This is a genomic window from Roseicyclus persicicus, from assembly GCF_012395815.1.
Lineage (GTDB): Bacteria > Pseudomonadota > Alphaproteobacteria > Rhodobacterales > Rhodobacteraceae > Roseicyclus > Roseicyclus persicicus.
Genome location: NZ_JAAZQQ010000002.1, coordinates 43,455 through 66,996, shown reverse-complemented (window position 1 = coordinate 66,996; position 23,542 = coordinate 43,455). Strand labels below are relative to the sequence as shown.

The window sequence follows — 23,542 nt, the reverse complement described above, 5'->3', positions numbered from 1 at the left end:
ATGCGCCCTGCCCTGCGGATCGCCTTGCGCGTCGCCGTCCTTCTCGTCCTCGTGGCCGCCGCCGCCGCGGTCTGGAAACGCGAGGAGATCGCGCGGCTGATGGCCGTCAACACGCTGTTCGACGCGGACCGCATCGTCGACAACTTCAGCCACATGGACCGCGCCTTCCTCACCGTCCGCGTCCCCCGCGGCGACGGCCCGGTCAGCCCGCTGCCGCAAGGCCCCGAGGCGACGCTGCCGGCCGACGTCGCCGACTGGATCGCCGCCCGCAACGTGACCGCGCTGGTCGTCCTCCAGGACGGGCAGATCGTCCACGAAAGCTACCACCTGGGCACCGGGGCGGAGGATCGCCGGATCTCGTGGTCGGTGGCGAAAAGCTTCCTCTCGGCGCTCCTCGGCACGCTGGTCGCCGACGGCACGATCCCCGACCTCGACGCGCCCGTGACCGACTACGCGCCCGGCCTCGCGGGGTCGGCCTATGACGGCGCGACCATCCGCAACGTGCTGCAGATGGCCTCGGGGGTGGAGTTCGACGAGGACTATCTCGACTACGATTCCGACATCAACCGGATGGGCCGCGAGATCGCGCTGGGGGGCACCCTCGACGGCTTCACCGCCGGGCTGCAGGCTCGCGCCGCGGCACCGGGGGCGGCGTGGCAATACGTGTCCATCGACACCCATGTCATCGGCATGGTGATCCGCGGCGCGACGGGACGCGACATCCCCGCGCTCCTGTCCGAGCGCATCATCGCGCCGCTGGGCCTCGAGGCCGAGCCCTACTACCTGTCCGATGGCGAGGGCGTGGCCTTCGTGCTGGGCGGGCTCAACATGACCACCCGCGACTACGCGCGCTTCGGCCAGATGGTCGCGCAGGACGGCGTCTGGCAGGGCACCCGCCTCCTGCCCGCGGGCTGGGTGGCGGAATCGACCGCGCCCACGGCCCCGACCGCGCCGGGCGAGATCGGCTATGGCTACCAGTGGTGGATCCCGGTGGGCGCCGGGCCCGGGCAGGTCATGGCCCGCGGCATCTACGGGCAATACATCTACATCGACGCGCCCCGCGGCGTGGTCATCGCCACCAACGGCGCCGACCGCGGCTTCCGCGAGCCGGGGGTGGACGACGAGAACATCCGCATCTTCCGCCTGATCGCCGAGACCCTCGCGCCGTGACCGCCATCGCCGGGGCCTTCGCGGCACAGGGGCGGGCCTGCGCCGGCCTCGGCTCGCCCTTCATGGGGCGGCTCATGGCGCTCCTGGCCGAGCGGCTGCGGCCGACATCGGCCGTCGCGCAGCGCGTGCTCGACTGGCCGGGCGATGTCACCTCCAACGGGCAGTCGGTGCCGCTCCGGCTGGCGGGCGCGCTGCACGGGCTGGTGATCGACGGGTCCGACGCCGCCCTCGCCGCCGCCTACCCGCCCCACGCGGTGGACGACGACACCCTCTTCGCTGCCGTCGAGGCCGCGATGGCCCGCCACGAGGCGCGCCTGATGGTCTGGCTCGACCAGGCGCCGCAGACCAACGAGGTGCGCCGCGCGGGCGCCCTGATCCCCGCGATCTGGCAGGCTCTGGCGGTCTTTGACCTGCCCGTGGTCCTGTCGGAGCTGGGGGCCAGCGCCGGGCTGAACCTGTCGCTCGACCGCTTCGCCCTGCGGATCGGAGACAACCTCCACGGCCCCGCCGACAGCCCGGTGCAGCTGGCCCCCGACTGGACCGGGCCGGTGCCCCGGCCCCGGCCGATCCGGGTCATCGACCGCGCGGGCGTCGACCTCCACCCGCTCGACCCGCACGACCCGGCGGCGGCGCTGCGGCTGATGGCCTATCTCTGGCCCGACCAGCCGCACCGGCTGGCCCTGACCCGCGGGGCCATCGCGCTGTCGGATACCCGCCCCGAGGCCGGCGACGCCGCGCCCTGGCTGGCCCGGCGGCTGGCCGCGCCGCGCCCCGGCTGCCTGCACGTGGTCTACCACACCGTCGCGTGGCAGTATTTCCCGCCCGCCACCCGCGCCGCGGCCGGGGCCGCGCTGGAGGCCGCGGGCGCCCGGGCGACCGCCGACGCCCCGCTGGCGCACATCGCCATGGAGGCCGACGCGACGCCGGGCAGCGCGGCCCTGACCCTGCGGCTCTGGCCGGGCGCGGCAGGGCCCGCGGCTCTCGCCAGGGTGGACTTCCACGGGCGTCACATCGATTGGAAGTTGTAATGATTGCCTAATGCAACCAGCCTGCTACCTTGCCCGGACGGTTGCATTTTTCGGTAGCGGAGAGAGGGACGGCGATGGGTTTTTCCGTGGCGCCATCGGTGAACGTGCTGGGTCGACCGCTGCAAAGCTGCTCCCGCGATCCGATGACGGGCTTCTTCCGCACCGGCGCCTGCGACACCTGCGCCGAGGACCGGGGCAGCCACACGGTCTGCGCCGTGATGACGGCGGAATTCCTCGCCTATTCCAAATACGTGGGCAACGACCTGTCGACGCCGCGGCCGGAACACCAGTTCGCGGGGCTGAAGCCCGGCGACCAGTGGTGCCTCTGCGCCAGCCGCTTCCTGCAGGCCCATGACGAGGGCGTGGCCCCCCGGGTCAACCTGGCCGCGACGCATGAGCGGGCGCTGGACATCGTGCCGCTGGAGGTGCTCGAGGCCCACGCGCTGGACGCGCCCGACCGCGGCTGAGGCCCCTTCGCCGCCTCAGCGCTCCGGCCCGACGGCCCCGCCCATCAGATCCTCGACGAACAGGCTGAGCAGCTGCGGCCGGCCGCTGACCCCGGCCTTGCGGTAGATCGCGTTGGTCTGCGCCTTGACCGTGCCCTCGGAGGTGTCGCGCAGGGCGGCGATCTCGGCCAGCGAGAAGCCCTTGAGCGCGAACAGCGCCACGTCCCGTTCGGCGGGCGTCAGGCCCCATGCCGCGAAGCGTTCGTCGACAAGGTCCATGAAGGCCCCCGAGGCGGCCCTGAGCGCCTGTTCGGCGGCCCGGGTGCGGCGAAACGAGGCCCGCAGCATCAAGGCGCCGACCACCACCCCGAGCACCAGCCCGGTCGCGGCCCCGAGCTCCATCAGTTCCCGGAACTGCCACGGCACCGGGTCGACGGGGACGCCCAGCACCGACAGCAGGATGTCGGACACGAAGAACACGGCGCAGGCGACCTGCACCACGAGGATGACACCGAACAGCCCGGGACGGTTCAACATGCGGTCGCCCCGGCGCGGGGGGCGTCAGTCCTAGTCGTCATCGTCATCATCATCATCGTCGTCGTCGTCATCGTCGTCCTCGTCATCGAGGTCGTCGTCGTAGTCGGCGATGTCGGGGATCCCGGACCCCTCGCCGCCGCCGGCGGCGATGTCCCGCAGAACGAGCCCGTTGCGCGGGTCGAGCACGATTTCCCGCCTCAGCCCCCGACGTTGGGCGACGATGCGCACCCGCCCGAGCAGGGTGCGGTTGACCTCGACGATCTCGAAGCCCTGCCGCTCGAGCTGCCTGAGGACGGCCCGGGTGGCCGGGTCGTCCTGGGCACGGGCCGGGCCGGCCAAGGCAGCCGTGGCCAGACATCCGGTCAGGAACCTGCGTCGTGACAACATGGTCGTGTCCTGCCCTTCAGGAATGACCCCGCCCGCAGGAGATGCAGGCGGGGAATGCGGTCAGCCGATCCGGCAAGGATGGGTGAGGTCAGTCGTCCTCGTCCTCGTCCTCGTCGTCATCATCATCATCATCGTCTTCGTCTTCGTCCTCATCCTCGTCCTCGTCCTCGTCCTCGTCGTCCTCGTCATCGTCGTCATCGTCGTCGTCATCATCGTCGTCCTCGTCCTCGATCTCGACGGAGACGCTCGCGGGGACGTTGGCATAGCTGTCGTCTTCCTCGACCTCGGACGAGATCAGGACGCCGTTCAGATCGTAGTAGAAGTCACCCTCGAAGCCGCCGCCATAGGCGTCGACGTCGATGACCGTGCTTTCGATCTCGATCTCGATGCGGGTGAAGCCCTGCGCGGTCAGGTCGGCGACGATGGCGTCGATGACCGACTGCTGCACGGCCAGGGCCGAGCCCGCGCCGAGGATCAGCGCGGCGGTGGAGGCGGAAAGGTATTTCGTCCGGGTCATGGGCATCTCCTGTCGATGTGCCGGTGGGGCGGGCCGCGATGCAGCCCGCTTGCCGACCTCGATGCCCGACTCGGCCGGGGGGGCTCCATTGGCACGGGGTTTAGACCGGGTGCCATAAACCGATGCCCCACCGCCATAGACCGGGGGTTTATGCGCCCGTCATGTCCCAGCCGAGCGCCCGGGCGACGGTGAAGATGTCCTTGTCGCCCCGGCCGCACATGTTCATGCAGATGATGTGATCCCTGGGCAGGTCCGGCGCGATCTTGGCGACATGGGCCAGCGCGTGCGACGGCTCCAGCGCGGGGATGATGCCCTCGGTCTCGCAGGACAGCTGGAAGGCCTCCAGCGCCTCGGTGTCGGTGATCGACACGTATTGCGCCCGCCCGATGTCGTGCAGCCAGGCGTGTTCCGGGCCGATGCCGGGGTAGTCGAGGCCCGCGCTGATCGAATGGCCCTCGAGGATCTGCCCGTCCTCGTCCTGCAACAGGTAGGTGCGGTTGCCGTGCAGCACGCCCGGCCGCCCGCCGGTCAGCGACGCGCAATGCTCCATCCGGTCGTCGACGCCCTTGCCGCCAGCCTCGACACCGATGATCGCCACCTCCTTGTCGTCGAGGAAGGGGTAGAACAGACCCATCGCGTTCGACCCGCCGCCGATGGCCGCGATGATCGTGTCGGGCAGCCGGCCCTCGGCCTCCAGCATCTGCTGCTTGGCCTCCTTGCCGATGATCGACTGGAAATCGCGCACCATCGCCGGGTAGGGGTGCGGGCCCGCCACGGTGCCGATGCAGTAGAAGGTGTCGCGCACGTTGGTGACCCAGTCGCGCAGCGCGTCGTTCATCGCGTCCTTCAGCGTGCCGCGGCCGGAGGTCACGGGGATCACCTCGGCACCCAGCAGCTTCATGCGGAACACGTTCGGCGCCTGCCGCTTCACGTCGTGGGCGCCCATGTAGACCACGCATTTCAGGCCGAACTTGGCGCAGACCGTCGCAGTGGCCACGCCGTGCTGGCCCGCGCCGGTTTCGGCGATGATGCGGGTCTTGCCCATGCGGCGGGCGAGAATGATCTGGCCCAGCACGTTGTTGATCTTGTGCGCGCCGGTGTGGTTCAGCTCGTCGCGCTTGAGGTAGATCTTGGCCCCGCCCAGCCGGTCGGTCAGCCGTTCCGCGAAGTAGAGCGGCGAGGGGCGGCCGACGTAGTGCTTCCACAGGAACTCCATCTCGTCCCAGAAGCTCCGGTCGGTCTTGGCGTGCTCGTACTGGCGCTCCAGCTCCAGGATCAGCGGCATCAGGGTCTCGCTGACGAAGCGACCGCCGAAGTCGCCGAAGCGGCCCTTCTCGTCGGGGCCGGTCATGAAGCTGTTGAGAATGTCGTCGGGCATCGGTGCGCGTCCTTCTCGGCTGGCGTGACGATGGGGATAGGGCAGCTTAGCGTCGGGGTAAAGCCAGAGACCTCAGCCGGCGCATCAGGCCGTTGGCCCCGCCGGTCGGATCGGGGGCGCGGTCGGACGGGCCCGCGCCGAGGCCCGTCGTCGCCGCGAGGGCGCGCGTCAGAACCGCAAGCTGCCGGTCGGACAGGCGCAGGTCCTCGGCCGTCTCGGGGCGCAGGCGGTCGGCAAGCTCGGCGTAGGGCCGCAGGCGATAGGCGGCCTCGGGCGGGAGGCGCGCGTTGAGGGCCTCGACCCGGGGCGCGATCATCTCGAGGTAGCGCTGGTATTCCGCCTCGGAGACGGCCGGCGCCTCGGACGGGATGTCGGGCAGGTCCGTGCACAGCGCGTCGGCGATGGCGGCGCTGACCTGTCCGGGCAGCGCGGCGTTCAGGGCGGACATCAGCGCCATCTCGGCCCGCGTCAGCGAGCGGTTCACCTGCCCCACCGGTGGCGGCGTCAGGGTTCCGGGCGGCACCTCGAGCAGCGCCTCGGTCTCGGGCAGGAGCCGGTCGCGCAGGCGCGAATAGTTGCGGACCTTCAGGCGCAGGCCAAGCCGCGCGCAGGTGTCGAGGAAGGCCCCGGTCAGGTCGAGGAACCGGCCGCCACCCGCCTGCAGCCGGAACCGGCGCGAGACGCCGCCGCGCTTGAGCCCCTGCATGTGGGACGACAGCTCGACCTCGAAGGGGTCGCGGACGAACAGGATCACCTCGACCTCGACGCCCCGGTCCCGCAGCCGGCCGAGCTGCTGGGTGTCGGTCTGGTAGATGCGGAAACAGGCCTCGTTGGACAGGAGCACCGCGGCGCAGCCCGGCGCCGCGGCGACGGCGGCGTCGTAGGCGTCGGCGACGCGCGCAGGGTTGAAGTTCCCGCTGGTGATGCCGCCCCGGACCGCCTCGGCGAACTTGGCCGGGCGCGGGTAGTGGAGGCCGGCCCGCGCCAGCGCGTCGATCGACAGGGCAAAGGCGGATTGCAGCGCGCTGGAGCCGGTCTTGGGGTGGCCGACATGCAGGATCAGGCGGGGCCGCGTCATCGGCCGCACCGCCGGCCCGCGCGGTCGGCCGCGGCGTCGCGGGTCCGTCCGGTCATCGGCGGCCTGTCCGTCATCCCTTTGCCTCGCATCGCCTTGCCCTCTGGCACCGCCGGAACACTAGAAGGCGTGCGGCCCGGCCACAAGCCGGACGGGTCACCCCCGCAGCCGGTCGCGGACGAAGCGCAGGCTGCGGGCGAGGCCCGGCGCGCGGGCGTCGAGCGCGCGCACCGCGCGCACGCGCAGCGGGTCGGCGGCGGCCGGGCTCCAGTCGCCCACGGCCGCGGCCAGAACGGCGCGCTGGTCCGGGCCAAGGACCGCGGGGCCGGCGGGGGCCCTGCCAAAGACCTCTTCGTAGGCCTCGATGCGCAGCCGGGCCTCCTCGGGCAGGCGGGCGTTCAGCCGTGCGACCTGCGGCGCGACGCGGCGGGTGAAGGCCCCGTAGGCCGCGGCGCTGGCCTGCGGCGGGTCGGGCAGGACATCGGGCAGGCGCTCGCACAGCGCGCGGCCCGCGGCGGCGGCGGCCCCGGGGCCGTGGCGCGCCGCGATCTCCTGCAGCGCGCGGATCTCTGCCCGGGTGAGCGAGCGGTTGACGCGGGACCCAGGCAGCGGGTCGAGGGTGCCGGCCGGAACGCCGAGGATGTCCTCCATCACGGCGAGGGCCGCGCCGGGGTCGGCGGAATAGTTCCACGCCCAGACCGGCACCTGCAGCCGCGTGCAGAGGTCGAGGAAGCGCTCCACCGCGTCGAGGAAGCGGGACCCTTCGAGGAAGCTGTCGAAATTGCCTTGGTATCCGCGCCGCTCGACCATCTGGGCATAGACCGAGCGCACTTGCGTCACCGGGTCGCGCAGGTAGAGGACGATCTCGACCGGCACGCCCTCGGCCAGCAGCGCCTCCAGCGGTGCGGGATCGGTCGGCAGGACGCGAAAGGCCGCCTCGGTCGAGAACAGGAGCCGTCCGTCCGGCGCCACGCGGGGCGCGGCGGCGTGGTAGCGCTCGGCGAGGCGCGGGGCGTGGATGTTGCCGCTCGACACCGCGCCGGCCTGCACCGCCTTCAGGTCGGGGGGCGCGGGGTAGTGGATGCCGTGGGCGGCCAGCCGCGGGATCGAGCGGGCAAAGGCGCATTGCAGGGCGCTGGTGCCGGTCTTGGGGTGCCCGGCATGGAGGAACAGCGGCGGCAGCGGGCGCGCCACCGCGGTCAGGCCCCGCCGAGCGCGGCCGCGAAGGCGGCCATGCGGTCCGCGTCCTTGATCCCCGGCGCGCTCTCGACGCCCGAGGACACGTCGACCTGCCGCGCCCCGGTCAGGCGCACCGCCTCGGCCACGTTCGCGGGCGTGAGCCCGCCCGCCAGGAGCCAGGGCTTGGTCCAGTATTTCCGCCCCGCCAGCAGCCGCCAGTCGAAGGCGAGCCCGTTGCCGCCGGGCAGGTCGGCGCCCCTCGGCGGCTTGGCGTCGATCAGGAGAAGGTCGGCGACGGGCTGGTAGCGGTCGATCTCGGCCAGGTCCGCCGCCTCGGCGATGCCGACGGCCTTCATCACCGGCAGGCCATGGCGCGCCCGGACCTCGGCCACGCGCGCGGGGCTTTCGTGGCCGTGCAGCTGCAACAGGTCGAGCGGCACCGCCGCCAGCAGCGCGTCGAGCGCGGCGTCGTCGGCATCGACGGTCAACGCCACCTTGGCGACGCCCGGCGGCACCCGCAGCGCCAGCGCGCGGGCGGTCTCGAGGCTGACGTTGCGCGGCGATTTCGGAAAGAACACGAAGCCCACGTAGCGGGCCCCGGCCGCCACCGCGGCGTCGATGTCCTGCGGCCGGGTCAGGCCGCAGAATTTGATCGCTGTGTCCATGGCCGGCTCAGCGCGCCGTGCCGGTTCCGTCCACCAGCGCGAGAATCTCGTCCTGGCTGTCGCGCGCGGGGCCCTTGAGGGTCTGCACCTCGCGCTCCAGCGCCTGCGCGGTGCGCTTCTGGGTCTTGGCCTCGGCCCGGTGCCGGTGCTCGCGCAGCCATTCCCAGACGAAGCCCACCAGGATGCCCAGCATCACGCCGCCGAGGATCACCACGAACAGCGGCATCTCGATCGCGTACTGGATGCCGAACCAGGCGGCCAGATCCTCGGGAATCACCTCCAGCACCACGGTCTCGCGGTTGGCCATCGCCATCAGCACCAGCCCGAGCGCCACGACGAAGAGAAAGGTGTATTTGAGGTATCTGAGGATGGCCATGGTCGGAGTGCTCCCGGGTGTCTTACGCCTCGCCGTTCAGCCTGTCGCGTAGCAGTTTGCCGGCCTTGAAGAAAGGCACGTGCTTCTCGTCGACGTCCACGCTTTCGCCGGTGCGCGGGTTGCGGCCGGTGCGGGCGTCGCGTTTCTTGACCGAGAAGGCGCCGAAGCCCCGCAGCTCGACGCGGTCGCCGCGGGCCATGGCCTCGATGATTTCCTCGAAGATCGCATTCACGATCCGTTCGACATCGCGCTGGTAGAGGTGCGGATTCTCTTCCGAGAGCTTCTGGATCAGCTCCGAGCGTATCATCTGGCGTCCCTCCCCCGTGATAGCGCAGGCCCGGTCACTATAGGCACATTCTTTCGGGCTGAACACTGGCAAGCCTTGGAAAACAGCGCAGATTCGGGCGCCCCGGGCGCCATTCCGCCGGGTTTCGCCGATCCGCGGCCCGGTTTCGTCCGGGCACCCCCGCGCCGGGCCCCGCGCGCGGCCGGGCGGCGGGACGGGCGGGCGGCGGCGATTCGGGGCGGCACGGCGGCGCTCAGAGGCCGCGGATCAGCTGGTTCGCGGCAAAGCCCAGCGCGTAGACCCGCCGCATCAGGGGCGCCGAGGCGACCGGCGCCACGTCGGTCATCGGCAGCGGCAGGCCGGCGGGGTCGGCGCCGGTCAGCAGGCCGGCGATGGCCTGTCCGAAGATGGTGCCGGTGGTGATCCCGCGGCCGTTGTAGCCGATCGGGGTATAGAGCCCCTCGTCCAGCCGGTGGATGCGCGGCAGGTGGTCCGGCGTCATCGCGATCTGGCCGTCCCAGGCCTCCTCGAAGGCGACGGGGCCGAGGCCCGGGAACAGCCGGGCCAGCTCGCGCCGCGCCCAGCGCGCCGTCACCCCCGACTGCGCGGTGCCGATCAGCCGGCCCATGGAACCCAGGATCAGCCGGTCGCGCGCGTCGCGGCGCAATGAGATCATGATCGGCGCGGTGGTCCAGAGGCCCTGCCGCCCGGGCAGGATATGCGCCGCCTCGGGCCCCAGCGGGCGGGTGGCGATCTGCACGTAGTGGATCGGCGTATAGCTGCGCCGAAGGCCGGGCCACAGCGTGTCGGTGTAGGCGTTGGTGGCCAGCACCACGGCGCGCGCCGCGACCGGACCCTGCGGCGTCTCCACCCGCCAGCCGCCGCCGGCCTTGGTCAGCCCGGTGACGCGGATGCCGGTGCTGATCCCCGCGCCGGCCGCCCGCGCGGCGCGGGCGAGGCCGCGGGCATAGCCCATCGGGTTCACGGTGCCGGCCCGGTGGTCGAGCAGCCCGCCGGGAAAGGCCCGCGTGCCGACCCGTTCCGCCATGGCCGCCGCGTCCAGCAGGTCGACCGGCTCGCCCATGGCCACCCATTCGCGGTGCCGCCCCTCGAGGTCGCGCAGGCCCGAGGCGGCGTGGGCGGCGTGGATCGTGCCCTCGCGCGTCGCCTCACAGCGGATCTGGTGGCGTTCGATCAGGTCGAAGACGGTCTGCGGCCCGTCGGCGAAGCGGCGCAGGAAGCGGGGGCCGTAATCGGGGCCGAGTGCCTGTTTCACCTGGGCGGGCGGCAGCCAGATGCCGGCGTTGACAAGGCCCGCGTTGCGCCCCGACCCGCCCTGCCCGATCCCGTGCGCCTCGATCACATGGGCCGACAGCCCCGCCTCGGCGGCGTGCAGCGCGGTGGACAGGCCGGTGTAGCCGCCGCCGACGATGGCAAGGTCGACCTGCGCGGGCAGGCTTGCGGCCGGGTCGGGCGCGCGCTCCTCCGCCGTCGTGTCCCACAGGGAAATCGGGCCGTCCTGTCGCATGTCCGCACGCCTCGCGGCGCCGCCGCGGCGCCTCGCCGCCCGTGATGGCGGGCGGCGGGACGGCTGTCAATTCGCGGCGCGCGCGGCCGGGCTTGCGGCGCTCAGTAGCGCTGCAGCGGGATGCGCAGGCCGACGGTCAGGACCTGCGAGGTCAGTTCGAAGGTCAGCGGCTCGCGCGGGATGCCGCCCTGCTGGGCCGAGGTGGAGCCGCCGACGGCGGTGCCGAAATCATAGTGCCGCAGCGACACGTCCAGCAGGATCGGGCGGTCGCCGGGCCGGGTCAGCTGCCACGACGCGCCGATGCCGATGGACCAGGCCAGATCCGTGGTGGTGTTGGAGCCGAAGGTGCGGGTGGGCTGGGTGGCGGCCGGGTTGACCCGCGTCCAGTAGTCCACCGCGTTCCGCGCCAGGCCGAGGCCGGCCACGACATAGGGCTGGAAGGTCGCCGCCGAACCGCGGGCCTCCAGCGGGGCGTAGAACAGGTTCGCCATCAGGGCCGCGCTGTGGACCGAGCCGTCCGAGATGTCAGCGTGCTGGTCGAGGAAGTTGGCCTGCTGCGTGCCGTCGCAGGGCGAGCCGTCCGAAGCCGAGGCGCAGGGCCCGGCAAAGCCGATGTCGCCGGTGCGCAGGAGCGCGAGGTCGGCCCGGACCCCGTTCTGCCAGTCGAAGCCCACGGCAATCGCGCCGAAGCCCACGTCGTCACCGTCGAGGTCGAAATCGATCTGCGGGTCGCTCTGGCCCGGGGGCAGCCAGTAGGCATCCCCCAGCGTCGTCAGGGCGCCGCCGATCTCGAAGCGCAGATAGGGGCCGTAGGTGACCGAGGCCTGCGTGCTGGCGGTGCCGTCGAGCGCGAGGGGGCCCGCGGCATCGGCGGCGGCGGTCCCGGCGGACAGCCCGAGGGAGGCCACGGCGACAAGGGTGGCGAACAGGGTGTCTTTCATCGGGGCCTCGTAAAATTCATGGGCGAAAGCGATAATTACCGCTGGATAGCAAGGCGTCGGCTCCCCGAACAAGCCCGAAGCCGCGCGGGGCGCGGCTTCGGGTCGTGCGGTGTTGCAGGATTTCAACCGTGGCCGATGACGACGGCCTGCCGGATCGCCTCGGCCCGGGCCGCAAGCACGGCGGCATCGGCCTCGGACATCGGCATTTCCAGGATGATAGACAGGGCGATCACCGTCTCCGTGGTCACCGGGACGGCCTTGTCGGTGGCGACCCCCAGGAAGGCCGCCATCAGGGTGTCACGGTCGTTGGTGATGCCGTAGGCGGACAGGTCGAGGGTGCCATCCAGCGCGTCGCGCAGGAGCGACAGGTTCTGCAGCGGGCTGTCGATCAGGGCGAGCGCGTCCCAGTTGGTCTGCAGCTCGACGATCATCTGGTCGAGGGACAGGTTGTAGAAGCCCGCCATCGCCGCCAGTTGCGCAAGCGCCTCGTCATAGGCGCGGTCGAGCACGTGACCCGGGGCGCGCGCGACGTTGAGGCGCCCGAGTTCGACCTCGGGAATGCCTTCCGCGGCCCACGGCGGCCGGCCGCCACCGCCCTGCCCTGCCTGGCCGCCCTGGCCGCCCTGGCCGTTGCCCGAGCCGCCCTCCGTGCCCTCGTCGCCGCCACCGTGGCCGCCGCCCTGGCCGCCACCGCCGTGGCCGCCACCGCCGCCTTCCTCGTGGCCGCCTTCTTCATGGCCGCCGCCGCCGCCGCCACCACCGCCATGGCCGCCGGTCTGGGCCCATGCGGGGCCGGACACCGACGTCGCCGTGACGGTCAGGGCGGCCGCGCCGATCAGCGCGGCAACGGCAAGCATGGAAATCCCGTTCCGGATGGCCGGGCGCTCTGTCTTGAACAATGACATCCCGATGTCTCCTGTACCTGATCTGAAAAATCGGCCTGCCGCCGGCCCCGGGGGACCGGGCGGCAGGCCGGGGGCCGGGCTCAGCCGTGGCCGGCGAGGACGGCGATGCGGATCGCCTCGGCCGCGGCAGCCAGCTCCGCGGCGTCGGCCTCGGACATCGGCATCTCGAAGATGATCGAGATCGCGTAGGCCGTTTCCCAGGTGATCGGCACGTTCTTGTCCGACGCCACCCCGAGGAACACCGCCATCAGCGTGTCGATGTCATTGGTGATGCCGTAGGACGACAGGTCGATGGCGCCATCCATCGCGTCCCGCAGCAGGGCGAGGTTCTGAAGCGGCGAGTCGAGCAGCGAGACGTTGTCCCAGTTCAGAGACAGCTCGGTGATCATTTCGTCGAGCGACAGGTTGTAGAAGGCCGCCATCGCGGCGAGGGACAGGAGCGCCTCGTCATAGGCCCGGTCCAGCACGTGATCGGGCGACCGGGCCACGCTCAGGCGCCCGAGCTCGATCTCGGGAATGCCTTCCGCCGCCCACGGCGGCCGACCGCCACCGGCGCTGCCGGCAGGCCCGCCCTGGCCCTGACCCTGGCCTTGACCCTGGCCCTGGCCCTGGCCACCCTGGTTACCCGGGCCGCCCTGACCCTGGCCCTGGCCGCCGCCGCCCTGCGGACCCTGCGGATCCTCCGTGTCTTCGGCCCAGGCGACGCCGTGGAACCCCGGATACGGGGACACCGACGAGACGAGGGCAAGCGCGGCCGACAGGGCCAGCGCCGACGCGGAGAGGGCGAAAACGCCCCGACCCAAGGACTTCGTGAACATGCTTTCCTCCTTTTGAAAAAACATCATGGCGGAGGTTAATCATTGTCATTGCCGATTCTACTTGATCTCTATCAATCCTGCCAAGAAAATTGACGATGACAACTTAATTGCGGAATTTCCCAGCCTTTTCAGATGGCTGGATGCGCAAGCCTATGCCCGCGGGCGGGGCAGATGCCGCCGTCACCCGGCCCGGGCGGCGGGTTGGTCCCTTGGCCCCTACCCCTGCGGCGGGCCGTGCCGGTGCGGGGCCGGGCGGCCAAGCGGCCCGCGCAGCCGGGGCACGGCATAGGGCACCTCCGCGCGGTACTGCGCGAAGCGCGGGCCGTAGCGCCGGGCAAAGCGGCGCTCCTTGAGGCGCGGCGCCGCAAGGCAGTAGGCGGTGAAGGCCAGCGCCAGCGCCAACTGGTCCGGGGTCCAGACCGGCACCGTCCACAGCGTCAGCGCGAAGGCGACGTAGATCGGCTGCCGGATCACCCGGAACAGGCCCAGCACCGGCATGTCGGGGAACACCGGGCGGCGCGCGGCCATCAGCGACATCCAGCCAAGCGCCCCCGACTGCACCTCGGCGCCCGCGTCGAAGCTGGCCTTCATCAACAGGAGCCAGCTGGCCGCGTAGGCCGCGCACAGGACCCAGAAGGCCCCGCCCTCCGCCCGCCACCAGACGATGCCCGACGGCGTCCAGAGCGCGAACAGCGCCAGCAGCTGCGCCGAGGCGATGATGGCGTAGGTCGTCGTGGCGAGCGTCTGCCCGTGCGGCCCCGGCACCACCCGGGCCAGCCAGCGCCCGCCGGGCCCCGTCAGCAGCACCGAATGCGCCAGCGGGAACTGGACCAGCAGCGCGGCGTTGGCCAGCGCCGCCCAGGGCCAGGGCACGCGCCCGAAGCTCTCGCTCAGGCCGAAGAACATGGCCACGATCATCGCCAGCACCGCCGCGGCAAAGACCGCGTGACAGACCGCGCCGAAGAGCACCGCCAGCGCGATCCGCCCGGCCCCCGGCGGCGGGCTGAGCGCACCGGCCACCAGCGCGACAAGGCCCGCGATCCTGGGATCCCGCACCTGCCACGCCGCCCTGCCCCTGCCCGCCATCGCCGCCGTCCCTTCGCGCCCGGTTTCGTCACCGGGCGAGGTGGCGCGGCGGCGCGCGGTCTCAACGGGGTGCGGCGACGGGTCCCGCGCCTTGATGCGGCGCGCGGCGGCGATATCCTTGGACGGGACAGGGACCGGGGGAGGCAGAGGGGCGCGTGGCACGGGACGAGGCGCTGTTTTCCTGCGTCAGCTGGAACATCCACCGCGGGCGCGGCAACGACGGCGTGGTCGACCCCGCCCGCACCGCCCGCGTGCTGGCCGCCGAGGTCTGCCCGCCGGGGCAGGACGCCCTGATCCTGCAGGAAGCCGACGAGGAGGTGCCGCCGCACCGGGGCGTGCTGGACTTGGCGGAGGTCGAGGCGGCCACCGGGCTGTCGCATGTCCACGGCGACGCCGCGCACCGCTGGGGCGACGGCAGCCACGGCTTTCTCGGGACGATCGTGTTCCTGCATCCCGACGCGCGGGTCGAGGACATCGCGCTGGTCGACCTGCCGGGGCGCTGCCACCGGGGCGCGGTGGTGGTCGACCTCACCCTGCGCGGCCGCGCCCTGCGGCTGGTGGGCACGCACCTGTCGCTGGCGCAGGCCCTGCGCGCGGCGCAGATGCGCACCATCGGCCAGCACCTGTTCCGGCGCACGGCGCGGCCGACCATCCTGTGCGGCGACCTGAACGAATGGCGGCCCTGGGGCGGGCTGGCGCTGTCGCGCCGGATCACCGGCCTGCCCCTGGCGGGGCCGGCGCCGGCGACCTTCCCGGTGGGGCGGCCTGTCCTGCCGCTCGACCGGGTGCTGGTGACGCCGCCGGCGCGCGTGGTGTCGGCGCGGGTGCTGGATGGGCCGGGGATCCGAATGGCCTCGGATCACCGGCCGCTGGCGGCGCAGGTGGCGCTCTAGCGTCAGACGCCGCCGTCGCGCGCCCGGGTCCAGCGGTAGAGCCAGACCGGGCTCGCCGCCGCGCCGCCCGCGTCGCGCAGCACGAGGCGCAGGTCGATGCTGTCCTCGGTGCCCGGCGTCAACAGGAAGGTGACGCGCGTGCCCCGCCCCTCGGGCAGCGGGAACAGGCTGGTGCCGATCAGCTCGGCCGACCCCGTAGCAGACACATCCGCGACCAGCCCGTCGGGCGGGCCGGCGAAATCGACCACGAACCGGCGGGTGCCGGGGCGGTCGTGCTCACGCCCGCTGCGGCTCTGACGGACCGGCATCGCCGTGCCGGCAAGCGGCTGGCCGCGGGTCCAGGTCAGGCGGTAGGCAAAGCGGTGCTCGCTGCCGGCGGCCAGCGGCGCGGCGGGGCGCCAGAAGGCGACGATGTTGTCCATGAATTCGTCGCCGGTGGGGATCTCGACCAGCATCACCGCGCCGGGCCCCCAGTCCTCCAGCGGCTCGACCCGGGCCGAGGGCCGGTCGTGGTAGCGCGCCTCGCTGTCCTCGAAATCCTCGAAGGACCGCGCCGTCTGCCACAGGCCGAAGCCCACCGGCCCGTCGTCGAGGAAGGCCGAGGTCTCGATCCGGGCGGGGTTGGCGATGGGCCGCCAGACCCGTTCGCCGCCGCCGTTCTCGATCACCAGCACGTCGCTGTCATGCACCCGCGGGCGGAAGTCGTCGGACACCGCGGCGCGCATCGGCCCCTTGAGGTACATCGAGGTCAGCGGCGCGACACCGATGTCGGCGATCTCGCGCCGGGGCATCAGCGTCACCGCGATCTCGGTCACGGTGTCCGCGCCGGGGCGCAGCACCATGTCCATGTGCCCGGCGAGCGAGGGACTGTCGATCACCGCCTCGAGGCGCACCGCGCCGTCGGCGGCCGGGTGCAGGCGCAGCCGGGTGAAGCGCGGGAACTCCTCGGCGACGGGGCCGCCGGTGCCGATGGCCACCGCGCGCGCCGACAGCCCGTAGACCATCGCCTGCCCGATGGCGCGGAAGTAGCTCGCGCCCTGCACCACCAGCACCTCGTCCAAGACGTCCGGCGTGTTCAGCGGATGCCGCAGGCGCAGGCCCGAGAACCCCGCGCCGGGCGCGGTGTCGGGGATGGCGTCGAAGTAGCGCGGCTCGAAGTCGAACAGCGCCGGCGTGAGCGGCAGCTGCGCAAAGCCGCCGCCGCCGTCCGGCAGGTCGATCTCGACCGGGTCGGGAAAGAACAGGCCGGGCGGCAGCAGGTCCAGCGCGTAGTCGTCGCCGAGCGGCAGCATCGCGGCGCGGCCGGGGATCGGCCGGATGCCGCGATAGGCGTCGTAGGTCAGCCCCGCGAAGGGCGGCGGCAGCTGGCCAGAGGGCGGCAGATAGGGCGCGGCGGCCAGCGCACGGGCCACCTCGATCAGCGAGGCGGGCGCGGCGGGCTGGGCGGCCAGGCGGATCGCGGGCAGGACGGCCAGGGCCGCCGTGCCGAGCAGGAACGTGCGGCGCTGCATCATGCCCCCCGATCGAGCAGGCGCTGCAGGAGCGGCGCGCCCAGGAGCGGCAGCGCCACGGGCAGGAGCCACGCGGCCGACGAGGCCGGCTCGGTCGCGGCGGCCACGGCCACCAGCGCCAGGCCCACCGCCGCCTCGGGCACGCCCGCCGGCACCCGCAGGCGCGGCGCGCGGCCGGATTTCCAGCCGCAGTCGCGCCCGGACAGGACCGACAGAACGGCCGCGGTCTGGCGCACCATCACCAGCGGCGCGATCAGGGTGGACAGCGCCAGCTCGCCCAGGCTGGCGCGCAGGATGAGCGCCCGGCGCGCCGCGGTGCGCGCACGCACCAGCCAGTGGCCCAGCGCGCAGAGCTTGGGCAGCAGCAGCACGCCCGCCACCACGACCAGCGGCAGCGCGCCCTCGACCCGCACCGACCCGGTGGCGACCAGCCCCACCAGCGCGAACCAGACCGGGGCGGCGAGGTAGCTCGCGATGCCCGAGGCGAGGTGCAGCCGGCTGACCGGGTCTAGCCCCGGCTCGGCGATCAGTCGGACGTGCTGCAGGTTGCCCTGGCACCAGCGGCGGTCGCGCTTGTGGAACTCGGCCAGCGTCTGCGGCCCGTCCTCGGCGCTGCCGCGCATGTCGGGGTCGAGCGCCACGGCCCAGCCGGCGCGGCGGATCCAGGCGGCCTCGATGAAGTCGTGGCTGAGCGGCGGCCCGCCAAAGGGCGCGCGGCCCGACAGCACCGGCAGCGACACCGCGCTGCGGAAGGCGGCGACGCGCATGATCGCGTTGTGGCCCCAGTAGTTGCCGGCCTCGCCCGACCAGGCCGCGAGCCCGCGGCCGAAGTTGTGAGACAACAGGCGCGAGGCGAGGCGCTGGTGGCGGCCGAACAGGCTCCGGCCCGGGACCATCGCCATGCCCGCCTGCAGCAGGCCGAGACGCGGCTGGCTTTCCATCCGGTGGATCAGGGACCGCACGCGGCCCGCGCTCATCCGGCTGTCGGCGTCGAGCACCAGCATGTAGGCGTAGCCGTCCGACCGGGTCGCCAGCCAGTCGGCGATGTTGCCCGGCTTGCGGCCGACGTTGTCGGCGCGGCGGCGGTAGGTGATCGCACCCGCGGCGACGAGGGGGGCGAGGGCCTCTTCCTCGGCGGCGATGCGGGCGGGGTCACGGGTGTCGGACAGCACGAAGATGTCGGCGGCGCCGTCGCCGAGGCCCAGCGCATCGGCGCCCCGGCGCAGCGCGCCGAGATGGGTGGCGAGCGGGCCCGCCTCCTCGCCGCACAGCAGCACGAGCAGCGCAGTGCGGCCCGAGGGGCGCCAACCATCTTCGATCCGGGCGACCGGCGCCGCCGGCTGCAGCAGGCCGAGCAGCGCGGTCGCGGCGCCGCCGGCGATCCAGATCGCCCCGAGGGTCACCAGGGCCAGCGCCGCCCAGGCGGACGGGGTCCAGGCCGTCACCGCGACCGCGACGGCCGCGGCGATGGCCGCGGCGCCCAGCAGGGTCAGCCCGAGATGCGCGATGAGCCAGCCAAAGCCGGGCCTGTCCACGAGGCCTGTCCGCGTCCGCACGGGGCGGAATGTGATCTCTGCCACTGACATTTTCTGACCGGCCCCTCCTTCGGGCCCGACATGATGACCGGGCGCTCTGATTCTCCCCGGCAGGGCGCGGAGGTATCTCGCCGGTTGGCGGATGCAAGATGGCGTCAGCGGCCCCGACCGCCGAGCGGCGGCCACATGCGCGAAAACACGCCGTCGCGCTTCACGATGCCGTGAAACAAGGCGGCGCCGACATGGAGCGCGATCACGGCGGCGATCAGGAGACCGGCGCCGTAATGGATCGTCTTGGCCACCTCGGCCAGCGCGTCCGAACGCGGGACAAGGGCGGGCACGCCCAGCGCGTCGAGGCTTTCGATCGGAAAACCGCCCGCCCGGACCCGGACGTAGCCGGCCACCGGCACCGCGACGAGCAGGGCATAGAGCGCGACGTGGGTCGCCTCGGCGATGCGCGCCTGCCACTGCGGCAGGCTTGCGGGCTTGGGCGGCGGCGGGTTGCGCCAGCGCCACGCCAGACGGACGGCGACCAGCAGCAGCAGCAGGACGCCCACGTTCTTGTGATACAGGAACAGCGCGTTCTGCAGGTCGCGGCTGATGCCCTCCTGCACCATCACGAGGCCGGCGGGCACCGTCAGCACGATCAGCACCGCCATCAGCCAGTGCAGCCCGCGCGCCGTGTTGGAATACCGTGTCTGGTCCATGCCGCGCCGCCCTTTGACTTCCCCTCTGGCAGTTAGCCCTGCCCCCGGCGGGTTCAAGCGGCGGGGCGGTGGCTTGACAGGATCGCGGCGATGCTAGACTCCGCGCCATGGCCGACTTCGATCGCACCCCTGCCGCCCCGCACATCCCTGCGCCCCTGCCGCTGCGCCACGGCCCCGTGGCGGGCCTGGGGCTTGCCGCGCTGGCCGCGGCGCCCGCCGTCGCGGCGCTGGCCGCGGCGCTGGGCGGCCCGTCGCCGGCGCCCGTGGGCGTGGCGCTGGCGGGGCACCTTGCGGGGGCCGCGTTGGCCGTCGCGGGGATGCGGCGGGGCTACCCCCACCCCGATCTCGGCGCGGCCAATCTGGTGACGCTGGCCCGGCTGGCGCTGACCGCCGCGCTGCTGGCGCCGCTGGTGGCGCCCGCCTCGGGCTGGGCGGTGCTGGCCGTGGCGCTGGTGGCGCTGACGCTCGACGGGGCGGACGGCTGGCTGGCCCGGCGGCAGGGCCGGGTGTCGGCCTTCGGGGCGCGCTTCGACATGGAGGTGGACGCGGCGCTGGGACTGATCCTGGCGCTCAACGCCTGGGCCGCGGGAACCGTGGGCGCGGCGGTGCTGCTGCTGGGGTTGCCGCGCTACGTGTTCGTCGCCGCGGGCGCGGTCTGGCCGTGGCTCCTCGCGCCGCTGCCCGACCGCTTCGGGCGCAAGGCCGCCTGCGTGGTGCAGATCGCGGCGCTGATCGCGCTGCAGGCGCCGGTGGTGCAGGGCCCTGTCGCGGTGGCCATCCTGGCCGGCGGGGCCGCGGTGCTGGGCTGGTCCTTCGGGCGCGACGTGCTCTGGCTGTGGCGGACCCGGTCGTGACGCGCACCGCCCTGCGGCTGGGTCTGGCCGCCCTGATCCTCTACCTCGTGCTGGTGCAGCCCAACCACCCCGACGCGATGACCTGGGGCGCGCTGGCGGCCTTCCCGCTGGAATGGCCGGCCGTGCTGCTGGGGCTGATGGCGGTGGGCGACGGGCGGGCCGGGCGCGCCCTGCGCGCGGGGCTCGTCGCGCTTCTCCTGCTGATCGCGGTGCTCAAGGCGGCGGACTACGCCATGTTCACGGCGCTGGCACGGGGCTTCAACCCGGTCGCCGACCTCGCGCTGGTCGAGGCGGGGATGCGGCTCCTGACGGGTGCGATCGGGCCGGCGCTGACGGTGCTGGCGGCCGCGGCGGCGCTGCTGGCCGTGGCCGCGGCCGCGGCGGCGCTGTGGTGGGCAACCGGCGTCTGGGCCGCGGCGCGGCCGGGGCGGGCGGTGCTCCGGGCCGGCGCGGCGGTGGCGGCCATCGCCGCGGCCGGGGTCGCCACCGCCGAGGTCGGCGACACCATGGGCCGCTGGGACCTGCCGGCGCAGCCCCCCGGCGCGGCCTTCACCGCCCGCGTGGGCCTCGAACGGCTGCTGATGGCGCAGGCGACGCTGGCCGACCTGCGCGCCTTCGAGGCCGCCGCCGCGACCGACCCCTTCGCCGGCGGTGCCGGGCTTCTCGACGCGATCGACCGCGACGTGATCGTCGTCTTCGTGGAAAGCTACGGGCGCACCAGCCTCGACACGCCGCTGTTCGCCGACCTGCACCGCGCCACGCTGGCCGCGGGCGAGGCCGATCTGGCCGCGCGCGGCCTTGCCATGGCCTCGGGCCTGCTCGCCTCGCCCACCCGCGGCGGGCAGAGCTGGCTGGCGCATTCCACCTTTGCCAACGGGCTCTGGGTCGACGGGCAGACACGCTATGGCGCGGTGCTCGCCTCGAACCGGCAGACGCTCTACCACCTCGCCGCGCGGGCCGGGTTCCACACCGCCGCCGTGATGCCGCAGATCACGCTCGACTGGCCGGAAAGCAGCGTGATGGGGTTCGAGACCATCCTCGCCGCGGCCGACCTCGGCTATGCCGGGCGCAACTTCAACTGGGTCACGATGCCCGACCAGTTCACCTTCGCCGCGATGGACCGCCTGCTGCGCGACGCGCGGCCCGATGACCGGCCGTATTTCATCCAGCTCGCCACCGGGTCGAGCCACGCGCCCTGGGTGCCTGTGCCCGAGATGGTCGACTGGGACGTCCTCGGCGACGGGCGCGTCTTCGACGCGATGGCGGCGGCGGGCGATCCGCCCGACGTGGTCTGGCGCGACCGCGACCGGGTGCGGGCGCAATACCGGCTGGCCATCGACTACGCGCTGCAGGTGGTGCTGTCCTACGCCGCGCGCCACGCCGACGACCCGCCGCTGATGATCGTGCTGGGCGACCACCAGGCGGCGGGCTTCGTCGCGCTGGACGACCGGCCCGACGTGCCGATCCACGTGATCGGCCCGGCCCACCTGGTCGACCGCGCCGCCGCGGACTGGGGCCTTGCCCCCGGCCTGATCCCGCCGGCGGACGCGACCGTGGTGCCGATGGACCGGATGCGCGACCGCATCCTGCAGAGCTTCACCACCGCCGCGCCGGGCGGGGAGGGCTGAGGCGATGGCGCGGCCGCTGGTCCGGGTGGTGCAGGTCGGGGTGGCCGTGGGCCTGCTTGCGGTGCTGTGGCATGTCGCCGACGGGCGGGCGGCCCTGGGCCACCTCGCCGCGGCGCAGCCCCTGTGGCTGGCGGCGGCACTGGCGGCGCTGACGGCGCAGACGGTGCTGTCGGCGCTGCGCTGGCGGCTGACCGCGGGGCAGCTGGGCATCGTGCTCGACCGGCGCACGGCGCTGCGGGAATACTACCTGTCGCAGATCGTGAACCAGGCCCTGCCGGGGGGCGTTCTGGGCGATGCGGGCCGGGCGGTCCGGGCGCGGGCGCAGGCGGGGCTGCTGGCCTCGGGGCAGGCGGTCCTGTTCGAGCGGCTGGCGGGCCAGGCGGCGCTGCTCCTGCTGTTCGCGGGGGCGGTGGCCGGCACGCTGGCGGTGCCCGGGGGCTTCGACTGGCCGGGCTGGCTCCTGCCGCCGGTGCTGGCGGGCCTTGCGGGGGCGGTTGCGGTGGTGCTGGCGCTGGCGCTGGCGGGGCCGCGGCTGCCGGGGCGGGCGGGCCGCGCGATGGCGGGCACCGGAGCGGCCTTCCTGCGGGCCGTGTGGGCGCCGCGGGTGCGGACCCGGCAGGCGGCGATGAGCGCGGCCACGGCACTCCTCAACATCGCGGCCTTCGCGCTTTGCGCCGCCGCCGTCGGCGTGGCGCTGGCGCCCGGGGCCGCGCTGGTGCTGGTGCCGCTGATCCTGTTCACCATGCTGGTCCCGGTCACGGTCAGCGGCTGGGGCCTGCGCGAGGGGGCCGCCGCGGTGCTGCTGCCGCTGGCCGGCGCGACCGCGGCCGAGGGCCTGGCGGCCAGCGTCGCCTTCGGTGTCGCCGTGCTGGTGGCGGCGCTGCCCGGGGCCGTCGCGGCGGCCGTCGCCACCGGCGCGCGCCCGGTCAAGCCGTGACCCCGCGCCCGCCCGAAGCTGGACGCCGCGCCGCCGCGTCCCATGTCCCGCACCGGGCGCGTGCCCTGCCCTGCCCCTGACCGGAGCCCCTGACCATGACCGCCCCGAGCGCCGCCCTCGCCGTCCCCGGCGACCTGATGACCCTGACGGGGGGCTACATCTACGACCGTCGCCTGCTGTGCGGGCTGCGCGCGCTGGGCCGCGAGGTGGCGCATGTGGCGCTGGGCGGGTCGTTCCCCGATCCGACCCCGGCCGACATGGCCGCGGCCGCGGCCCGCCTCGCCGAGGTGCCGGCGGGCTGCCCCGTCATCATCGACGGGCTGGCGATGGGGGCGATGGACCGCGCGGTGCTGACCGGCATGGCCGCCCCCATTGTGGCGCTGGTGCACCACCCGCTGGCGCACGAGGGCAGCCTGCCCGCCGACCGCCGCGACCACCTGTACCGGACCGAGCGCGACAACCTCGCTTTGGCCGCCCATGTCCTCGTGCCGAGCCCGCACACCGCCGCGCTGCTGGTGTCGGACTACGGCGTCCCCGCCGACCGCATCACCATCGCGCGGCCCGGCACCGACCGGCCGATGGGGCGGGTGGACAAGGCCGATCCGCCACTGATCCTGTCGGTGGGCATCCAGGTGCCGCGCAAGGGGCATGACGTGCTGATCCGCGCGCTGGCGCAGCTGGCGGACCGGCCCTGGCAGGCGGTGATCGTCGGCTCGGCGCTGGATGCGGGGCACGCCGCGCTCCTGTCGCGGCTGGTGGCCGAGGCGGGGCTGGCCGGGCGGGTGCGGCTGGCCGGCCGCGTCCCCGGCGCGGAACTGGCGCGGCTCTACGGGCAGGCCGCCGTCTTCGCGCTGGCGACCCGCTACGAGGGCTACGGCATCGTGTTCGACGAGGCGATGGCGCATGGCCTGCCGATCGTCACCTGCGCCACAGGCGCGGTGCCCGACACGGTGGCGCCGGGGGCGGGCCTCATGGTGCCGCCCGACGACCCCGCGGCCTTCGCCGGGGCGCTGGCGCGGGTGCTGGACGAGGACGGCACGCGGGCGGCGATGGCGGCGGCCTCGGCGGCGGCGGGGGCGGCCCTGCCGGGCTGGGAGGACACCGCGCGGGTGGTGGCGGGCGTGCTCGACCGCGTGGCGGCGGGGGCCTGAGGCG

General features: G+C 73.6%; 25 protein-coding genes. 8 read left to right on the top strand and 17 right to left on the bottom strand.

What is annotated here, in order from left to right:
- The 3 genes from HCU73_RS05530 to HCU73_RS05520 all read left to right on the top strand — a co-directional run bounded on the left by HCU73_RS05530 (position 1) and on the right by HCU73_RS05520 (position 2,665).
- Positions 1 to 1,170 (top strand): serine hydrolase domain-containing protein, encoded by a 1,170-nt coding sequence (locus tag HCU73_RS05530; RefSeq protein ID WP_168622441.1) that lies wholly within the window; start codon positions 1 to 3, stop codon positions 1,168 to 1,170.
- On the top strand, positions 1,167 to 2,198 hold the full coding sequence (locus HCU73_RS05525; RefSeq protein WP_168622440.1) for a DUF2332 family protein: 1,032 nt from the start codon (positions 1,167 to 1,169) through the stop codon (positions 2,196 to 2,198). The genes HCU73_RS05530 and HCU73_RS05525 overlap by 4 nt, the downstream gene beginning before the upstream one ends.
- A gap of 74 nt (positions 2,199 to 2,272) precedes the next feature.
- The gene (locus HCU73_RS05520) at positions 2,273 to 2,665 is read left to right on the top strand and encodes a DUF2237 family protein (RefSeq protein WP_168622439.1); all 393 of its coding nucleotides are present in this window, start codon (positions 2,273 to 2,275) and stop codon (positions 2,663 to 2,665) included.
- A gap of 15 nt (positions 2,666 to 2,680) precedes the next feature.
- On the opposite strand, the gene HCU73_RS05515 is transcribed toward HCU73_RS05520, so the two are convergent.
- The 14 genes from HCU73_RS05515 to HCU73_RS05450 all read right to left on the bottom strand — a co-directional run bounded on the left by HCU73_RS05515 (position 2,681) and on the right by HCU73_RS05450 (position 14,322).
- Positions 2,681 to 3,181, bottom strand: coding sequence for a helix-turn-helix transcriptional regulator (locus HCU73_RS05515; RefSeq protein WP_168622438.1), 501 nt, complete (start codon positions 3,179 to 3,181; stop codon positions 2,681 to 2,683).
- Positions 3,182 to 3,211: 30 nt separating this feature from the next.
- Entirely contained in the window at positions 3,212 to 3,565 is a 354-nt protein-coding gene (locus HCU73_RS05510) for a twin-arginine translocation signal domain-containing protein (RefSeq protein WP_168622386.1), read from the bottom strand.
- 91 nt (positions 3,566 to 3,656) lie between these two features.
- Positions 3,657 to 4,085 carry a PepSY domain-containing protein gene (locus HCU73_RS05505; RefSeq protein ID WP_168622437.1) on the bottom strand — a complete coding sequence of 143 codons (429 nt, stop codon included), beginning with the start codon at positions 4,083 to 4,085 and terminating at the stop codon, positions 3,657 to 3,659.
- A gap of 148 nt (positions 4,086 to 4,233) precedes the next feature.
- A complete protein-coding gene (gene trpB, locus HCU73_RS05500) occupies positions 4,234 to 5,463 on the bottom strand; it encodes a tryptophan synthase subunit beta (protein ID WP_168622436.1) in 1,230 nt (409 codons plus the stop codon).
- Positions 5,464 to 5,509: 46 nt separating this feature from the next.
- Positions 5,510 to 6,541 carry a hypothetical protein gene (locus tag HCU73_RS05495; protein WP_168622435.1) on the bottom strand — a complete coding sequence of 344 codons (1,032 nt, stop codon included), beginning with the start codon at positions 6,539 to 6,541 and terminating at the stop codon, positions 5,510 to 5,512.
- A 153-nt stretch (positions 6,542 to 6,694) separates the two neighbouring features.
- Positions 6,695 to 7,732, bottom strand: a complete 1,038-nt coding sequence (locus HCU73_RS05490) for a hypothetical protein (RefSeq protein WP_168622434.1) — start codon at positions 7,730 to 7,732, stop codon at positions 6,695 to 6,697.
- A 5-nt stretch (positions 7,733 to 7,737) separates the two neighbouring features.
- Complete coding sequence (locus HCU73_RS05485; RefSeq protein ID WP_168622433.1) at positions 7,738 to 8,382, bottom strand: phosphoribosylanthranilate isomerase; 645 nt, start codon at positions 8,380 to 8,382, stop codon at positions 7,738 to 7,740.
- Between the two features lie 7 nt (positions 8,383 to 8,389).
- Entirely contained in the window at positions 8,390 to 8,758 is a 369-nt protein-coding gene (locus tag HCU73_RS05480) for a lipopolysaccharide assembly protein LapA domain-containing protein (protein ID WP_168622432.1), read from the bottom strand.
- Positions 8,759 to 8,780: 22 nt separating this feature from the next.
- Positions 8,781 to 9,065, bottom strand: coding sequence for an integration host factor subunit beta (gene ihfB / locus HCU73_RS05475; RefSeq protein WP_168622431.1), 285 nt, complete (start codon positions 9,063 to 9,065; stop codon positions 8,781 to 8,783).
- Between the two features lie 232 nt (positions 9,066 to 9,297).
- The gene (locus HCU73_RS05470; protein WP_168622430.1) at positions 9,298 to 10,572 is read right to left on the bottom strand and encodes an NAD(P)/FAD-dependent oxidoreductase; all 1,275 of its coding nucleotides are present in this window, start codon (positions 10,570 to 10,572) and stop codon (positions 9,298 to 9,300) included.
- 101 nt (positions 10,573 to 10,673) lie between these two features.
- A complete protein-coding gene (locus tag HCU73_RS05465; RefSeq protein WP_168622429.1) occupies positions 10,674 to 11,513 on the bottom strand; it encodes an outer membrane protein in 840 nt (279 codons plus the stop codon).
- A 122-nt stretch (positions 11,514 to 11,635) separates the two neighbouring features.
- On the bottom strand, positions 11,636 to 12,370 hold the full coding sequence (locus tag HCU73_RS05460) for a hypothetical protein (RefSeq protein WP_168622385.1): 735 nt from the start codon (positions 12,368 to 12,370) through the stop codon (positions 11,636 to 11,638).
- 128 nt (positions 12,371 to 12,498) lie between these two features.
- Positions 12,499 to 13,236, bottom strand: a complete 738-nt coding sequence (locus HCU73_RS05455) for a hypothetical protein (RefSeq protein ID WP_168622384.1) — start codon at positions 13,234 to 13,236, stop codon at positions 12,499 to 12,501.
- Between the two features lie 216 nt (positions 13,237 to 13,452).
- Positions 13,453 to 14,322, bottom strand: a complete 870-nt coding sequence (locus HCU73_RS05450; RefSeq protein WP_168622428.1) for a methyltransferase family protein — start codon at positions 14,320 to 14,322, stop codon at positions 13,453 to 13,455.
- 155 nt (positions 14,323 to 14,477) lie between these two features.
- Here HCU73_RS05450 and HCU73_RS05445 point away from each other — a divergent pair, with 155 nt between their 5' ends.
- Positions 14,478 to 15,215, top strand: coding sequence for an endonuclease/exonuclease/phosphatase family protein (locus HCU73_RS05445; RefSeq protein ID WP_338051988.1), 738 nt, complete (start codon positions 14,478 to 14,480; stop codon positions 15,213 to 15,215).
- A gap of 2 nt (positions 15,216 to 15,217) precedes the next feature.
- Here the strand turns inward: HCU73_RS05445 and HCU73_RS05440 are convergent, their stop codons facing one another.
- The 3 genes from HCU73_RS05440 to HCU73_RS05430 all read right to left on the bottom strand — a co-directional run bounded on the left by HCU73_RS05440 (position 15,218) and on the right by HCU73_RS05430 (position 18,968).
- Positions 15,218 to 16,726, bottom strand: a complete 1,509-nt coding sequence (locus tag HCU73_RS05440; RefSeq protein ID WP_168622427.1) for an OpgD/OpgG family glucan biosynthesis protein — start codon at positions 16,724 to 16,726, stop codon at positions 15,218 to 15,220.
- Entirely contained in the window at positions 16,726 to 18,312 is a 1,587-nt protein-coding gene (mdoH, locus tag HCU73_RS05435; RefSeq protein WP_168622426.1) for a glucans biosynthesis glucosyltransferase MdoH, read from the bottom strand. The genes HCU73_RS05440 and mdoH overlap by 1 nt, the downstream gene beginning before the upstream one ends.
- A 104-nt stretch (positions 18,313 to 18,416) precedes the next feature.
- Positions 18,417 to 18,968, bottom strand: a complete 552-nt coding sequence (locus HCU73_RS05430) for a cytochrome b (protein WP_168622425.1) — start codon at positions 18,966 to 18,968, stop codon at positions 18,417 to 18,419.
- A gap of 107 nt (positions 18,969 to 19,075) precedes the next feature.
- Here HCU73_RS05430 and HCU73_RS05425 point away from each other — a divergent pair, with 107 nt between their 5' ends.
- The 4 genes from HCU73_RS05425 to HCU73_RS05410 all read left to right on the top strand — a co-directional run bounded on the left by HCU73_RS05425 (position 19,076) and on the right by HCU73_RS05410 (position 23,538).
- Complete coding sequence (locus tag HCU73_RS05425) at positions 19,076 to 19,822, top strand: CDP-alcohol phosphatidyltransferase family protein (protein ID WP_168622424.1); 747 nt, start codon at positions 19,076 to 19,078, stop codon at positions 19,820 to 19,822.
- Positions 19,819 to 21,450 carry a sulfatase-like hydrolase/transferase gene (locus HCU73_RS05420; RefSeq protein ID WP_338051986.1) on the top strand — a complete coding sequence of 544 codons (1,632 nt, stop codon included), beginning with the start codon at positions 19,819 to 19,821 and terminating at the stop codon, positions 21,448 to 21,450. Before HCU73_RS05425 ends, HCU73_RS05420 begins: the two co-directional genes overlap by 4 nt.
- A gap of 4 nt (positions 21,451 to 21,454) precedes the next feature.
- Positions 21,455 to 22,387 (top strand): lysylphosphatidylglycerol synthase domain-containing protein, encoded by a 933-nt coding sequence (locus HCU73_RS05415; RefSeq protein ID WP_168622423.1) that lies wholly within the window; start codon positions 21,455 to 21,457, stop codon positions 22,385 to 22,387.
- Between the two features lie 95 nt (positions 22,388 to 22,482).
- On the top strand, positions 22,483 to 23,538 hold the full coding sequence (locus HCU73_RS05410; RefSeq protein WP_168622422.1) for a glycosyltransferase family 4 protein: 1,056 nt from the start codon (positions 22,483 to 22,485) through the stop codon (positions 23,536 to 23,538).
- The last annotated feature ends 4 nt before the right edge of the window (positions 23,539 to 23,542 follow it).